Here is a 14,824-nt window from a genome sequence, read left to right as displayed (position 1 = left end):
CAACGGAGTGTCCGTGAGACCGTATCGCGGCGCTACTCGCTAACCCGCTACGCTGCGCAGCACCGCTAACTCGCTGCTTTGTTCTGCAGACACGCGTGATGTCATGCCTGGGAGTAATCCATGTTCTCCAAATCACTCAGCAGCGTGGGCCCCGTCGGATTCCAGCCAAGCTTCTCCCGCGTCTTCGCGCTGGAACCGACCAGGTCCCATTGCATAAACATCCCCAAGACTCCAAAGTGCGCAGTGGCCTCTTCAGGGGCAATCGACACGGCGGGAATTTTCAGCCCGCGTCCAATTGCTTCGGCGATGTCGCGCGCAGCTACGCCTTCTTCAGCCACCGCGTTGTAACGCACGTTGCCCTCTCCCTTTTCGAGCGCGAGGTGGTACAGATGGGCCACGTCGTCAAGCGGAGCGGCAGCCCAGCGACTGCGGCCTTCGCCTACGTACGCCGCGACGCCCTTCTGCCGCGCAATCTGGATAGCGAAAGAAACGAGCCCCTGCTTCCTCGTGTCATGAACCTGGGGAAGCCGCACGGTCACAACTCGCACGCCGCGCGCCCCCACCGCAGCCCCCTGTTCTTCAGACGCCGCGCGCGGCATCAGGCTGGAGTTCATGGGCGGATCGTCTTCGGTTGCGGGCTGGCCGGCCTTGGGGCTGGCCGTGGCCACGCCCGAGGTGATCAGGAACATACCATCGGAGCCGGCAAGAACGCCGCCTATGGCCTCGATGACCCTGCGATCCGTCTCGCAGTTCTCCTGGAACCTCGAGAAGTCGTGGTTGAACGCGAGATGGATGACGGCATCTGCTTTCGCCGCTCCGCTGCGGATGCTCTCGAGGTCGTAAATGTCTCCGCGATGAACCTCGGCGCCCGCCGCCGCGAGCGACCGCGCGCCGGCCTCGCTGCGACTCAGGCCGAGCACCTGGTGTCCGCCGGCGACAAGCTTGGGAATAAGGGCGGAGCCGATGAAGCCCGTCGCTCCTGTGACAAATACACGCATGATGATTTCCTTCCTGTAAGCTCGCCCCGAACCTATGCTGCCGGTTGACAGACCGCGCCGGCGCATCCTAAAACGGAGACAGGCTCCGGAACAAGAGATAACCGGAGAGTGCCTCCGGTTTCAACTATTTTCCGATTTCAGACCTTTTCCCTCATGGCGCAAAGAAAAAACGAACCCGCAGACGCCCTGCCCCGTCGCAAGCCGCGCACCGACGCCCTGCGCAACCGTCGCCGCATCTTGGAGATCGCGAAGGAAGCCTTCACGCGTCTCGGCGCGGACGCCAGCCTGGATGACATTGCAAAACGCGCGGAGGTGGGCCCCGGCACCCTCTACCGTCACTTCCCCACCCGTGATGCGCTCATTGAAGCCGTATATCGCAGCGAAGTCGAGAAGCTCGCGGCAGCGGCACAGAAATATGCCCAGAACCTGCCGCCCCTCGCGGCTCTGCAAACCTGGCTGCTGCTCTTTGTCGATTACGTCGCCGCCAAACACATCATCGCCCCGGCATTGAACTCAGTGGCCGGCGGCGCGACCAAGCTGTACGAAGGATCGCGCCCCACCATCCATGAAGCCCTCGAAAAACTGGTGAAGCGCGGCATCCGCAGCGGCGACCTCCGCAAAGATCTCGAGGCCGGTGACCTGCTGGGAGCGCTAACCGGGCTGGCATTCATGGGCGCCGAGAAACACTGGAAGCGCAGCGCGACCCGCGTGGTCGAAATTCTCATTGCAGGCGCCCGCAGAACCTGACCCCCCGGCCATCCAAAGCATCATCGCGCATTCGCGAGCTGCTGCAGCTTCCGCGCAATGCGTTCGGCCGCGTCGGGGTGCGCCTGCGTACGCGCCGCCGCAGCCATCCCCGCCAGCCGCTGCGGGTCGCGAAGCAGCGCCGTCAAAGCCTCCAGCAGACGCCCCGGCTCCGCAAGGTCCGCCTCTTCCAGCATCACGGCCGCGCCCGCCTTCACCATCTCCTCGGCGTTACGCTTCTGATGGTCGTCCGCCGCCGCAGCAAACGGAACCAGCAGCGACGGCTTGCCCGCCGCCGCCAGCTCCGCAACCGTGGAGGCCCCGCTACGGCACAACACCAGGTTGGCCCACCCAAAGCGCGAAGCCATGTCGTCAAGAAACGCCTTCACCGACCAGAAAACAGGATCGGCCCCGCTCGATCGGTACATGGCCTCGGTTTCCGCCAGAAAACGCGGCCCGCACTGGTGCAGAATCGACAGGCCCGGCACCCCGCGCAAAAGCTCGGCAACCATCTTCGGCAGCGTGTTGTTGAACAACCGCGCCCCCTGCGATCCTCCAAAAATAAGCAGCCGCGGAGGCATCGCAGGCGGTTCGGGCAGCGAGAAGAACTCCGCCCGCACCGGAATGCCCGTCACCTCCGCATTGTGCATGTAGCGGCCGGCAGCCGGAAAGTTAACCGCCGATGCCTTCACCCAGCGGCCAATCATACGGTTCGCCAGCCCCGGCATCGCGTTCGGCTCCATCGCCATCACCGGAATCCCGGACAAGAGTGCTGCGGCAGCAGCCGGACCTGAGGCATATCCGCCCACGCTCAACACCACGCCGGGACGGAACTTCCAGAGCAGCCGTAAGCACGACACCGCGGCCAGCGGCAGATCAAACAGCGTGCGCACCTGCGTCTGCAGCGACACGCGATTCAGCTGTCCCACCTTGATAAGTTCCAGCTTGAATCCCGCGTTCGGCACCAGCCGCGACTCCAGCCCCCGCGGCGTCCCCACAAAAACCACCTCCGCCCCGTGGCGCTCTTCAAGCTCGCGGGCCACAGCAAGCGCAGGGATGATGTGGCCGCCGGTGCCTCCCCCGGCAATCAGAACGCGCAACCTCGACAAGAGAAAAGCCTTTCACTCTGATTCTAATGGCCGCAACTTCCGCCATTGGCCTTCGCTCCAGTTTCAGGTCGGCGCGCGCAGCGAGCGTCAATCCACCTTGCGCGATATATTCAGCAGAATCCCGATCCCCGACAACGTCACAAACAGCGACGTGCCCCCGCTTGAAATCAGCGGCAGCGGAATTCCCTTGGTGGGCACCAGCGACAGCACCACACTGATGTTGAAGAAAGCCTGCAGGAGAATCGCGATCGTGAGCCCAAAGGCGGCCAGCCGCGCAAACGGGTCATAAGACCGGAACGCCACCCGCAGCCCGCGCACCGCGAAAATCCCGAACAGGATCACCACCAGCATGGCGCCGATGAACCCCAGCTCTTCCGCGATATTCGCAAAGATGAAATCGGTCGAAGCCTCGGGCAGATAGAACAGTTTCTGCATGCCCTCCATGAAGCCTCGGCCCGTCAGCCCGCCCGCACCCACCGCGATCAGCGACTGGTTGATGTGAAACCCGGCGCCCTGCGGATCAGATTCGGGATGAAGAAACACCAGCATGCGCTGCCGCCGCCATGAAACCCAGAACAGCAGCGCAAACAGCGGCGGCAGCGCTGCCGCAATGCCCATCGTAAGGTACTTCCACTCCATCCCCGCCAGGATCAGCATGAGCGCGGTCACCCCAAAGAGCACCAGCGCCGTGCCCAGATCCGGCTCCTTCACCACCAGCAGCACAAACAGAATGGGCATGAACACGCCGCGCAGCAGCGTGTTTTTCCAGTCGCGCATCTGGTCCAGCCGCGTCGACAAAAACCACGCCAGGAAAAGAATGAGCACCGGCTTCGAAATCTCCGAAGGCTGAAAGGTGAAAAAACCGCCAAAGCGAATCCACCGATGCGTGGCGTGCGAGTTCTTGAAGAAGTACACCATCACCAGCAGCAGCGTCGTCACAGACAGCGCCGGATAGATGAACTTCGGCGAGTTATAGCGCGTGTAGTCCACCCGCATCAGCACGATCATTGACAGCACGCCCGCCAGCGCCCACAGCGCCTGCCGCGACACATCCATATACGGCGAGTGATACCTCTCCTGCGACACCACCGCGGAAGCGGAGAACACCATCGCCAGCCCCACTGACACCAGCAGCAGGGTGGTGAAGAAAATCCACTTGTCAACGCCTACGCGTGCTGGCATATGTTAAAACCGGCCTCATGCACAAGTTCTTTGAAGACCCGCCCGCGATGCTCATAATTTTCAAACTGGTCGAAGCTGGAGCAGGCTGGAGCCAGCAGCACAATATCGCCGGGATGCACAGCGGCGGCGGCGGTTTTCACGGCGTTCTCGAGCGTCTGACAGGAGTGAATGGGCACAACCCCGCGCAGGTGCTGCTCAATCTTGGCCGCGGCGGAGCCGATCGTGTATACCGCCTTGACGCGTTCGCGCAATAGCGGCGCGAGCGTGCTGTAGTCCGAGTTCTTGTCCTTGCCGCCCAGGATGAGGTGAATCCCGGAGGGGAACGCCGCGATGGCCTTCTCCGTGGCGTCCACGTTGGTAGCCTTGGAATCGTTGTAAAACTCCACGCCGTTGAAGTTGGCCACAAACTCCAGGCGATGCTCCACCGCCTTGAACTTCTCCACAGCCGCGCGGACCTGCGCCGCGGGGCAGCCCGCCAGTCGCGCCGCGCACACCGCTGCCAGCACGTTCTCCACATTGTGCGCGCCCTTCAGCGGAATGGCATGCACCGGAAGAATCGCCTCGGGCACGCCGTCCTCTGACCCGCGGAACATCACCTGGCTGCCGTCCGGCCCATGTTCCACCCACGCACCCTGCGGCACGGTGTGATAAATCGAAAACCAGTACGCCTGCGACTTCGCCCGCGGCGCAGCCTCGGCCGTGCGCGGGTTGTCCGCGTTGAGCACCAGAAAGTCCGCGGCAGTCTGCTCGGCGAAAATCCGTTCCTTCGCCATCGCGTAATTCTCAAACGTGCCGTGGCGGTCCAGGTGATCCGGAGTGATATTCAGAATCACGGCAATCTGCGGGTGAAACTCGCGCGTGGTCTCGAGCTGAAAGCTTGAAACTTCGAGCACCGACCACGTATCGTCTTTGCTCTCGTCCGTCAGCGAAATAACCGGCACCCCAATGTTGCCGCCCACCAGCGTGTTCAGCCCGGACTCCTTCAGGATTTCGCCGGCAAGCGTGGTCGTCGTCGTCTTGCCATTGGAGCCCGTGATTGCCATGACCTTGCCCTTCAGGAAGCGCGCCGCCAGTTCCAGCTCTCCAATCACCGGCAGCCCAAAGCTCCGCACCTGCACCAGCTCCGGCGTATCCACCGGCACCCCCGGACTGACCACGATCAGGTCCTGGCGGCGGAAGGTCAGCAGACCATGGCCGCCCGCTTCCACTGAGATGCCCTCCTCAATCAGGGCTGGAATTTCATGGGCCAGCGCCTCGGCGCTGCGCACATCCGACACCGTGACGTGAGCCCCCCGGCGGCGCAGAAACAGGGCCGCGGCCAGACCCGATTTCCCCAGGCCTACGACAAGAACTTTCTTCCCTTTGAGGTCCATCATGGATTGCTTCCTGCCATCTCGGCTTACGATCCTGCCCGCGCTATTTATTGTGCACCGGGAGCGGCCGCGGGAGACCGGATCTAGCGCAATTTCAGAGTCGTGAGTGCAAACAGTGCAAACACCAGCGCCAGAATCCAAAAACGCGCAATGACCTTGGATTCGCTCCAGCCAAGCTGCTCAAAATGGTGGTGGAGTGGCGCCATCTTGAAGATACGCTTCTTTCGCAACTTGTAGCTCCCCACCTGCAGCATCACGGATACCGCCTCAATCACGAAGATGCCGCCAATGAAAAGCAGCAGCAGTTCCTGCCGGATGATCACCGCTACCGTGCCGATGGCCCCGCCCAGGGCAAGCGAGCCCACGTCGCCCATGAAAATCTCGGCAGGATGCGCGTTGTACCAGAGGAAGCCAATCGACGCGCCCACCATGGACCCGCAAAACACGGTCAACTCGCCCACCAAAGGCATGCGCTGCAGTTCCAGATAATCGGCAAACACCACGTGCCCGCTCACATACGTGAGCACGGCAAGCGCCGCCGCCGCAATAATCGTGCAGCCAATCGCCAGACCGTCCAACCCATCGGTCAGGTTCACGGCGTTCGACGAGCCCATCAGCACAAAGATCACCCACACGCCAAACGGCAGAAACGCCAGAAACCCCAGGTGATGGAAGTGCAGCGGCCAGTGCCACAGCAGGTCAGGGCGCAGGCTCTTGGCAAACGGCACCGTCAGCGAGGTCGAAAACATCTTGAACTGCTGCAGCACCGCAAGCGCGGCAGCCACGCCCAGCGCGGCAAGCCCCTGTCCCAGCAGCTTGGCCCGTCCCGTGAGCCCCAGGTTCCGGCGCTTCACCACTTTGATATAGTCGTCCGCGAACCCCACCGCCCCAAACGCCAGCGTCGCAAATACCGCAATCCATACAAAGGGGTTAGCCGGATCAGACCAGAGAACCGTCGGCAGCAGAATCGCGATGACAATCAGCACGCCTCCCATCGTGGGCGTGCCCGACTTCTTCTGGTGCGACTTCGGACCCTCTTCGCGAATGTACTGCCCAATCTGAAACTCGCGGAGCTTCTGAATGACATAAGGCCCAATCACCAGTGCGATCAGCAGCGCCGTGCCCGAGGCAAAGGCCGTGCGAAACGTAAGATAGCGGAATATACGAAACGGGTGAAAAAACGGGTAGAGCTTTTGATACAGCAGCCAGTAGAGCAAGTAGCCTCCAGAGCCGGCGCGGCCCGGTGGTTTTCAGGCGGAGTTCAGCCTTGATTCTACAAGGCTCATGAGTGGAGACATCGCTGGAAAAGGGGGCAGGTATCGGGGTAGGCAGCAGCCCAGCAGCTCTACTCCCTCATTCTGCCGGCAAGTAAAATCTCCCGCTATGCGCTGAGCTGACCTGCTAACGTGCTTGCCGCGAAGCGGCGCTGACTCGCTGCTTCATTTACAAGCCGCAGCGCTAACCCGCCAACTTGCCACGCGCAGCGCCAACCCGCCACGTCCTGCCGAGGCCTCTCGCGGCTCCCTGCTTCGCAACGGAACAGTCGCTCCGGGAATCAGTTCTTGGTCTGCTTCTTCAACGCGCCCTCGAAATCCCGCTGCTTCTCCGCCACAAAAGCCTTGTACCCCGCCGGGTCGACAAACGCGCCCTTATCTCCCGCCTGCCACCGCGCGTACTTCTCCTTCAGATCGAAGTAGCTCGCATGCGCGCCCAGAAAAATGTCGCACGGGAGCGCCTTCAGCACCTCAAACTGATGACGAAAATCCGCCGCAATCTGCGGATACGCCTTGTTGTTCACCAGCTTGTAACTGTCCAGCACATTGGGGCTGCCCACAATCACCACGTGCTCAATCTTTCCTGCCTCGTTCACTTCCATCGTCCACGTAACGGTGCCCTTGGTGTGCCCCGCGGTCTTGTGCGCAATCAGCACCGTCCCGCCCAGGGACACCGCATCCCCGTCGTGCAGCACGCGATCCACATGCGCGCGCGGAAACCAATACTGACTCTCGCGCCCCAGCGCAAAATCGTCGCGCCCGCCGGACTCGATCACCGGCACATCCGCATCCATCACCTCATACTTCGCATGCGTCTGCCGCAAAATCGCGGCGCTCCCCGCGGCATGATCGAAATGCGCATGGCTGATCAGCAGAATCTTGATGTCCGGCCAGTGAAAGCCCAGCTTCTCCACGCTCTGCCTGATCTGCGCCGCAGACGAAGGCAGATTGCTGTTGATCAGAATGTCGCCCTGCGGCGTCGTCACGAGAAACGCAGCCAGTTCTTCGCTGCCCACGTAGTAAAGATTTCCGGCAATGCGGAACGGCGGAACGGCCCGCGTCCAGGTGGGATCCACGGCATGCGCACCCAGCGACAAACCCAGTGCGCAAACCGCAAGCAAACAGATGCGGCCGAGCAGATTCAAAGTATCTCCCGCGAGCCAATCAGATCCCTGGCAGTTTCAATCGCCTGCTCCAGCCGCACCCCGCGCGAGCCCTTCACCAGCACCACGTCCCCGGCGCGCAGATTCTCCGCAAGCCATTGCCCTGCCGTCTGCGCGTCAGGCAGAAAGAGCGATGCCACCCCCGCCATGCAGGCAGCGGCAGCAATATGATTCGCATTCCCGCGGACTCCCACCACAACGTCGATCCCCGCCTCCGCGGCCGCCTTGCCGCACTCCGCGTGCAGCCGCGCCGCATGCTCGCCAAGTTCCAGCATCTCGCCAGCCACCAGAATGCGCCGCTCGGCGGGCCTCGCCGCCAGCGTGCCGATCATCGACCGCAGCGCCTCGGGGTTCGAGTTATACGCGTCATTCAGAATCGTTGCCCCCGCCAGCATCAGCGTCTCGCCGCGCTTGTCGCCGGGCGTCAGTGTGGCGAGCGCCGCTGCCGCAGCCGCCAGATCCACTCCCGCTTCCCGCGCCACCGCCAGCGCCGCCATCGCGTTCAGGGCGTTGTGCGCGCCCACCAGCTTCAGCGTGAGGGGCCGCTCGTCCTCGCCGGCGCGATAGCGAATCTGCAATCCCTCCGCACCTTCCGCCACGCTGAGAATCTGCGGATCGGCACACGGTCCCTTGCCGAAATACACCGCCCGCCCACCAAAGTCGCGGCCAAACTGCGACACATATGGATCATCGCAGTTGAGAAACGCCACCCCGCTCGCCGGCAACGACGCCACCAGCTCAAACTTGGCGCGCGCAATCCCCGCCTGCCCATCGGCAAAGTTCTCCACGTGCGCCATCCCCACATTGGTCACCACACCCCAGTCGGGCGTGGCCATGCGCGCCAGCGCTGCAATTTCGCCGATATGATTCATCCCCAGTTCCACCACCGCGTACTCGTGCTCGGGCTCAATGCGCAGCAGTTGCAGCGGCAGGCCGTAATTGTTGTTGAGATTGCCCTTCGACTTCAGCACGTTGAACTGCGCGCCCAGCGCCGCGGCAATGGCGTCTTTGGTCGTCGTCTTCCCCGCTGAGCCCGTCACCGCCACCACGCGCTTGCCCCACTGCCGCCGCACATGCGCACCCAGCGCCTGCAGCGCATTCAGCGGATCATCCACCACCAGCAGAGGCAGCACCCCACCCCCGCTCGAAAGCGAACCCACCCGCCCCCCCGACACAACAGCCGCCGCCGCGCCGCGCTCCGCTGCGGCCGCCACAAAATCATGCCCGTCCAACCGCTCGCCCCTGACCGCGAAAAAAAGCTCGCCCGGCAGAATGGTGCGCGAGTCGATCGAGTAGCCCTCAACCACAATGGCGCCAGGATTCGAGATGGCCGGCAGCACGTCCAGTACGGCGCCGCCCGCGCCGATCGCTGCTTCTGCAAGAGTGAGCTTCATGTGTCCCTAGCCTAATCGATCAGGGCCGCGCTCCCGCCCCAACTCCATCAGCGCCGCGCGCGCGACTTCAGCATCGTCAAAAGGAACCGTCCGGTCCGCAAGAATCTGCTCCTTCTCATGCCCCTTCCCGGCGATCAGCACCACATCGTTGGCCTTCGCCTCCCGCACCGCCAGCCGAATCGCCGCCGCGCGATCCGCCTCCACCACATAGGGCGTTCCTGTAGCCTTGAGCGCCGGCTCAATCTCCGCCAGAATCGCCAACGGATCCTCCGACCGCGGATTGTCGCTCGTAGCCACTACCAAGTCACTACCCTTCCCCGCAGCCTGCCCCATCTTCGCCCGCTTGGTGCGATCGCGATCGCCCCCGCACCCAAACACCGTCACCACGCGCCCACCAGTCTGCGCCACCGTCTGCCGCGCCAGCCCGGTGAGATTGCGCAACGCATCATCGGTGTGCGCGTAGTCCACAATCACCGTGAACGGCTGCCCCGCATCCACTGGCTGGAACCTTCCCGGCACCGGATGCAGCGTCGCAATCCCCGCCACCACCTGGTCGAACGACACGCCGCGCGCATGCGCCGCCGCAGCCGCCGCAAGGAGGTTCAGGATATTCACCTCCCCAGCCAGCCGTGACCACACCTCTGCCGTCCCTGCCGGAGTCTCCAGCGCAAACACCGCTCCCCCCGGCGTGAGCTTATGATTCATCGCCCGCCAGTCGCCCTGGCCAATGCCATACGTCCGCACCTCCGCCCCCGCGCGCCGCGCCGCCGCAGCCAGTTGCCGCGCACGCTCGTCATGCACATTGATCACCGCCGCCCGCGGCGCGGGATACACCTTGCCGTCAAACAGCAGCCGCTTGGCCGCGTAGTACTTCTCCATCGTCTCGTGATAGTCCAGATGATCCCGCGTCAGGTTGGTGAACACCGCCACGTCAAACCCCATCCCCGTCACCCGTCCCTGGTCAAGCCCATGGCTTGATACCTCGGTCACCAGTTCCGTCGCGCCCCGCGCCACACCCTCCGCCATCAGCTCAAACACATCGCGCGATTCCGGCGTCGTGTGAATGGATGCCCGCACCTCGCCCGCCACGTGGTACTCAATCGTCCCCACCAGCACCGTCTTCCGCGCCTCAAAGTTGAGCAGCGCCTCCACCAGGAAAGCCGTGGTCGTCTTGCCATTGGTGCCGGTAATTCCCGTCGCCGCCAGTTGCCGCTCCGGGTGGCCAAAGAACGCGGCACTCGCCTCCGCCAGCGCCCGCCTTCCGTGCTCCACCTCGATCACCGGGATCTCCGGGCGATACACAACCAGGTGATCGAACGTGCGCGAACAATCGGTAATGATCCCCGCGGCCCCCGCCCCAATCGCCTTCTCCACAAACTTGTTGCCGTCCGTCGAGCCGCCCCGCATGGCGACAAAAACCGACCCCGGCCGCACCCGCCGCGAGTCGTACTCAATACCCGCGATCGCCTGCGCGCTCCCGCCCGAGGCGCCCACACAATTGATTTGCTGAATCAGGTCGTTCCACTGCATAGCGAAGTTCATTGTAGTTGGCAGACCCTCCTTCTGAGCGTGGCGGACGCGGCCGGTTTCGACCCTCTGATCACGACGGACCAAACATGCATCATCGGCAAAACTTGCACGGCAGGCGTGTTGCGGCCATGGCCTTGACCTGTCAGCAATGGCCGCAACTTGAACCGCACGTACAGATCGCGATCGAACATCTGGCTCTGCTAGAGCCCGGGACCTTCACCCAGGTTCAGATCCCGCCTGCAGCCTGAGAAAGCGATGCAGCCCGGATCTCTCATTCCTTCGGAGCGCGGCCAATACCCGCCGATCAGGTGCCGCCCTTGCCTATATCCTTATCCCCAGTGCATCCCGTCCTCTTCCACATCGGAGCTTTCCTCATCCCCAGCTACGGTGCCCTCGCGGCGCTCGGTGTGCTGCTGGCCCTTCTGCTCGCTCAGCGCACCGCGCGCATCGCCGGCCTTCTCCCCGCCCACATCTGGAACCTCTGCATCCTCGCGCTCTTCACCGCCCTGATCGGATCGCGCCTTCTGCTCATCGCGCTCAACTGGCGCGACGTCCTCAAGCACCCCCTGTGGATGATCGGCCTCGCCACCATCCATCACCCGCTGCTGCTGGTCGCCGCGGTCATCCTTGGCGGGGCAGCCGCCGTCCTCTACGCGCGCCGCGAGCATCTGCCTCTGCTCAGCACCGCCGATGCCCTCGCCGCCCCCATCGCCCTCGGCCTCGCCTGCGAGCAATTCGGCGCCCTCCTTGCCGGCTCCGGCTATGGCATCGATGCCCGCGTTCGCTGGGCGGTCACGTATACCGATCCCCTCGCAGCCCGCTGGAGCGGCGCTCCCCTCGGCATCCCCGTGCAACCGGTGCAGGCCTACGCAGCCATCGCATTCCTCACCCTCTCGCTCCTCCTCGTGGTCCTTCTCCCCGCGCGCCGCCAGCACGGCGACACCGCCGGAGTCGCCCTCATCGGAGCCGCCGCCATCATCTACCTGACCGAAATCGGCCGCGACTGGGAAGGCCGCGGCTCCCTCCTTCACGGCGCCATCAACGGCCCTCAGCTCGCCGCCATCGTCCTTCTCCTCGCCGGCGCCCTGCTCCTGCGTGAGCGTCCCCACACCCGCATCGCCACACCAGACGCCCTAGAGGCCAATCATGGCTGACACCCGCACCATCCTCGTCCCCGCTGAAGCCGCCGGCCAGCGTCTCGATCACTTCCTGGCTACTCACCTCGACGCCAGCCGCTCCCGCGTGCAGCTTCTTCTCTCCCAGGGCGACGTCCTCATAGACCAGAACACGCCCAAGGCGTCCCTCAAACTTCGCGGCGGCGAAACCATCACCATCACCGGCGAGCCCCACCCCGCACCCCTCAAAGCCACCGCGGAAAACATCCCCCTCCACATCGTCTTTGAAGACGACCACCTCGCCATCGTCGACAAACCCGCCGGCATGATGGTGCACGCCGGCTCCGGCCAGACGGAAGACGCGCGCAGCCGCGGCACCCTCGTCAATGCCCTCCTCCATCACTTTCAGTCCCTCTCCACCACCGCCGGGGAACTGCGCCCCGGCATCGTGCACCGCCTCGACAAAGACACCAGCGGCCTCATCATCGTCGCTAAAAGCGACCGCGCCCACGCCAAACTCGCCGCCATGTTCTCCGGCCGCGACATCCGCAAAACCTACATCGCGCTCGTCCATGGCGAAGTAGCGCGCCCCCGCGGCACCATCAACGCCGCCATCGCCCGCGATCCCGTCCGCCGCACCCGCATGACCACCCGCCCCCAGGAGAATGCCCGCTCCGCCATCTCCCATTACGAGATCCTCCGCAAGCTCTCCACGCGCTTCGGCAAGTTCACCCTCGTCCAGGTCCGCATTGAAACCGGCCGCACCCACCAGATCCGCGTGCACATGGCCTCCATCGGCCACCCCGTCGTAGGCGATACCCTCTACGGCGCTGCCAGCCAGATCACCGACCAGGTCGCCGCCCAGGCCGCCACCTCACGCGCGGCCCGCCGCAACACCCCGCCCCAGCGCCTCAAGCTCGACCGCAACTTTCTCCACTCAGCGCAGCTCGAATTCACCCATCCCATCACCCGCAAACCCCTGCAATTGCAGGCCGCACTCCCCGCGGAGCTCGACGCCTTCCTGACCCGCCTCGAAGGTGACACTACCCCCGCCAAACCGTCTAAACAGGAAGCGAACCCCGCCATTGGGTAAAATCACCGTAGATATGGACATGCTGAATTCCTTGCCGGCCGCCCTGCGTCGCCGGGTTTACGCATTCGTGGGCCTTGGCCTCGTCACGGCCGCTTCTTTCACCGTGGCCGTTAACGCACAACAGCCCACCACGGCCGCACAGCCCCCAGCGCCCGCCCAGCAGCCGCCCGCACAGCCACCCGCTGGCAACGCGCAGCAGAATCCGCCTGCGCAGCAGCAGCCGGCCACCGCGCAGCAGCCCGCAAACGGGCAGCAGCCCGCAAATCCCAATGACCAGCAGGATCAATACACCATCCGCACCCAGGTCAATGAAGTCATTCAGATCTTCACCGTCACTGACAAGCACGGCCACTTCATCCCCAATCTGAGCCAGCGCGACTTCGCCCTGCTCGACGATGGCCGCGCCCCGGAACGCGTTACATCCTTCCGCCAGCAGATCAATCTCCCCCTCCGCGTCGGCCTCGTCATTGACGCCAGCACCTCCATCCGCACCCGCTTTCAGTTCGAGCAGCAATCGGCAACCGAGTTCCTGATGCAAACCGTCAAGCCCTCCAGCGATCGCGCCTTCGTCATGGATTTTGCCGAAGTGCCGCACATCAGCCAGGACTGGACCAACAACCTCGACTCCCTCGAGACCGGCATCAACCGCCTCAAGCCCGCCGGCGGCACCGCCCTCTACGACTCCGTCTACGTGGCCTGCCGCGACAAGCTCCTCGATACCGCCCGCGGCCAGGAGCCCGTGCGCAAGGCCCTCGTGCTCATCTCCGACGGCGAAGACAACCAGAGCCGCGTGCATGAAGAGGAAGCCATCAAAATGTGCCAGCGCGCGGACACGATCATCTACGCGATCAGCACCAACTGGACTCCCAGCCGCAGCAAGGGCGATGAAGTCCTCAAGCGCATGACCGAGGCCACCGGCGGTCAGGCCTTCTGGCCCCCCTCCGTCGAAGAGATGTCCAACAGCTTCCGCGACATCCAGCAGAGCCTGCGCAGCCAGTACGCCCTCACCTATGTCCCCGCTGATTTCAAAGCCAACGGCGCGTTCCGCCCCATCTATCTCTACTGCACCGACCGCCGCTACCAGGTCCTCGCCCGCAAAGGCTACTTCGCCCCCCGCACCCAATAGCCCCGGTCCTGCAAAATGCCGGGTGCGGGTGCGGATGCCCCGTCCCGGCTCGGCCAGGGTGGGATCCCACAATCCGCGCAATTCACTTCCCTCAACCGGCCTGTCCCATTCCGAAATCACGAAATCCCATTCCGGAATCCCCCGTCATTCCTCCCCCATCCCGCTCAACCGTTCCCCTTCCCCTCACGATGAAATAAAAGAGGCACAGGAGCGACGCGTGATCCGGCAGGCTATTTCGTGCGACGTGTGTGGAGCAGAGAAGAAACAGACCAACCATTGGTACGTCACCTGCGAGCAGGCCGGCGAACTGCGCGTAAGCGGCTGGAGCTCGCGCATGCGGCAGCGCCCCGGCACCAAGCACCTGTGCGGACAAACCTGCCTGCACAAGCTGGTCGACGAGTTCATCGCTCGCGTCAGCGGACAACGCGTTGCGGTGTCGGAAAGCGGAGACTCCCCGGCGACTCCGCCCGAAGCCGACGCCAGCCTCGCCTCCGCAGTCTATGAACAAATCGAATCTTCTGCGCGCGTAATCCCCCCCGCCCCGCGCCCCGCGATTGCACCCCTCGTGCCTGCCGTGGTCCCTATGCAGCCCCGCCTCGTCTCGGAGCCAGCCGCCATCAAAACCCTTCCCCAGCCAATCGAGGAGGCCCCCAGCTACTCCCCGCGCCGCTGGCGCGCCGAAGCCTGGGAACGTGAGCGCAACCGCGAACTCCACGCCCTCGA

Annotated in this window: 13 protein-coding genes; 5 read left to right on the top strand and 8 right to left on the bottom strand. The window is 63.9% G+C overall.

Features of this window, described 5'->3' with window-relative positions; genetic code table 11:
* Positions 1–101 precede the first annotated feature (101 nt).
* On the bottom strand, positions 102–998 hold the full coding sequence (locus tag VGL22_RS15160; protein ID WP_465267778.1) for an SDR family oxidoreductase: 897 nt from the start codon (positions 996–998) through the stop codon (positions 102–104).
* Between the two features lie 153 nt (positions 999–1,151).
* Here VGL22_RS15160 and VGL22_RS15155 point away from each other — a divergent pair, with 153 nt between their 5' ends.
* Entirely contained in the window at positions 1,152–1,745 is a 594-nt protein-coding gene (locus VGL22_RS15155) for a TetR/AcrR family transcriptional regulator (protein ID WP_465267777.1), read from the top strand.
* Between the two features lie 20 nt (positions 1,746–1,765).
* Here VGL22_RS15155 and murG read toward each other — a convergent pair whose 3' ends face one another.
* From murG to VGL22_RS15120, 7 genes are all read right to left on the bottom strand, one after another.
* Entirely contained in the window at positions 1,766–2,851 is a 1,086-nt protein-coding gene (gene murG / locus VGL22_RS15150; RefSeq protein WP_465267776.1) for an undecaprenyldiphospho-muramoylpentapeptide beta-N-acetylglucosaminyltransferase, read from the bottom strand.
* Between the two features lie 87 nt (positions 2,852–2,938).
* Positions 2,939–4,033, bottom strand: a complete 1,095-nt coding sequence (gene ftsW / locus VGL22_RS15145) for a putative lipid II flippase FtsW (RefSeq protein ID WP_465267775.1) — start codon at positions 4,031–4,033, stop codon at positions 2,939–2,941.
* A complete protein-coding gene (murD, locus tag VGL22_RS15140) occupies positions 4,018–5,406 on the bottom strand; it encodes a UDP-N-acetylmuramoyl-L-alanine--D-glutamate ligase (protein WP_465267791.1) in 1,389 nt (462 codons plus the stop codon). The genes ftsW and murD overlap by 16 nt, the downstream gene beginning before the upstream one ends.
* A gap of 83 nt (positions 5,407–5,489) precedes the next feature.
* Positions 5,490–6,623: a phospho-N-acetylmuramoyl-pentapeptide-transferase gene (gene mraY, locus VGL22_RS15135; protein WP_465267774.1), complete on the bottom strand. Its 1,134-nt coding sequence runs from the start codon at positions 6,621–6,623 to the stop codon at positions 5,490–5,492.
* A 338-nt stretch (positions 6,624–6,961) separates the two neighbouring features.
* A complete protein-coding gene (gene bla, locus VGL22_RS15130) occupies positions 6,962–7,819 on the bottom strand; it encodes a subclass B3 metallo-beta-lactamase (RefSeq protein WP_465267790.1) in 858 nt (285 codons plus the stop codon).
* 2 nt (positions 7,820–7,821) lie between these two features.
* A complete protein-coding gene (locus tag VGL22_RS15125) occupies positions 7,822–9,237 on the bottom strand; it encodes a UDP-N-acetylmuramoyl-tripeptide--D-alanyl-D-alanine ligase (protein WP_465267773.1) in 1,416 nt (471 codons plus the stop codon).
* A 6-nt stretch (positions 9,238–9,243) separates the two neighbouring features.
* Positions 9,244–10,779 carry a UDP-N-acetylmuramoyl-L-alanyl-D-glutamate--2,6-diaminopimelate ligase gene (locus VGL22_RS15120; RefSeq protein WP_465267772.1) on the bottom strand — a complete coding sequence of 512 codons (1,536 nt, stop codon included), beginning with the start codon at positions 10,777–10,779 and terminating at the stop codon, positions 9,244–9,246.
* Positions 10,780–11,084: 305 nt separating this feature from the next.
* Here VGL22_RS15120 and VGL22_RS15115 point away from each other — a divergent pair, with 305 nt between their 5' ends.
* The 4 genes from VGL22_RS15115 to VGL22_RS15100 all read left to right on the top strand — a co-directional run.
* Positions 11,085–11,921, top strand: a complete 837-nt coding sequence (locus VGL22_RS15115; protein WP_465267771.1) for a prolipoprotein diacylglyceryl transferase family protein — start codon at positions 11,085–11,087, stop codon at positions 11,919–11,921.
* Positions 11,914–12,975 carry an RluA family pseudouridine synthase gene (locus VGL22_RS15110; protein WP_465267770.1) on the top strand — a complete coding sequence of 354 codons (1,062 nt, stop codon included), beginning with the start codon at positions 11,914–11,916 and terminating at the stop codon, positions 12,973–12,975. Before VGL22_RS15115 ends, VGL22_RS15110 begins: the two co-directional genes overlap by 8 nt.
* On the top strand, positions 12,968–14,101 hold the full coding sequence (locus VGL22_RS15105) for a VWA domain-containing protein (protein WP_465267769.1): 1,134 nt from the start codon (positions 12,968–12,970) through the stop codon (positions 14,099–14,101). The genes VGL22_RS15110 and VGL22_RS15105 overlap by 8 nt, the downstream gene beginning before the upstream one ends.
* Before the next feature lie 217 nt (positions 14,102–14,318).
* A partial coding sequence (locus tag VGL22_RS15100) for a hypothetical protein (RefSeq protein ID WP_465267768.1) occupies positions 14,319–14,824 on the top strand: 506 nt, incomplete at its 3' end.

Source organism: Occallatibacter sp., from assembly GCF_036502485.1.
Lineage (GTDB): Bacteria > Acidobacteriota > Terriglobia > Terriglobales > Acidobacteriaceae > Telmatobacter.
This window is presented reverse-complemented; position numbering and strand designations above follow the sequence as displayed.

Bases quoted from the DNA above. Each gene is read 5' to 3' on its own strand.
- VGL22_RS15160 (WP_465267778.1), bottom strand. From the start codon at position 998: ATGCGTGTATTTGTCACAGGAGCGACGGGCTTCATCGGCTCCGCCCTT.
- VGL22_RS15155 (WP_465267777.1), top strand. From the start codon at position 1,152: ATGGCGCAAAGAAAAAACGAACCCGCAGACGCCCTGCCCCGTCGCAAG.
- ftsW (WP_465267775.1), bottom strand. From the start codon at position 4,033: ATGCCAGCACGCGTAGGCGTTGACAAGTGGATTTTCTTCACCACCCTG.
- murD (WP_465267791.1), bottom strand. From the start codon at position 5,406: ATGGACCTCAAAGGGAAGAAAGTTCTTGTCGTAGGCCTGGGGAAATCG.
- VGL22_RS15125 (WP_465267773.1), bottom strand. From the start codon at position 9,237: ATGAAGCTCACTCTTGCAGAAGCAGCGATCGGCGCGGGCGGCGCCGTA.
- VGL22_RS15120 (WP_465267772.1), bottom strand. From the start codon at position 10,779: ATGAACTTCGCTATGCAGTGGAACGACCTGATTCAGCAAATCAATTGT.
- VGL22_RS15110 (WP_465267770.1), top strand. From the start codon at position 11,914: ATGGCTGACACCCGCACCATCCTCGTCCCCGCTGAAGCCGCCGGCCAG.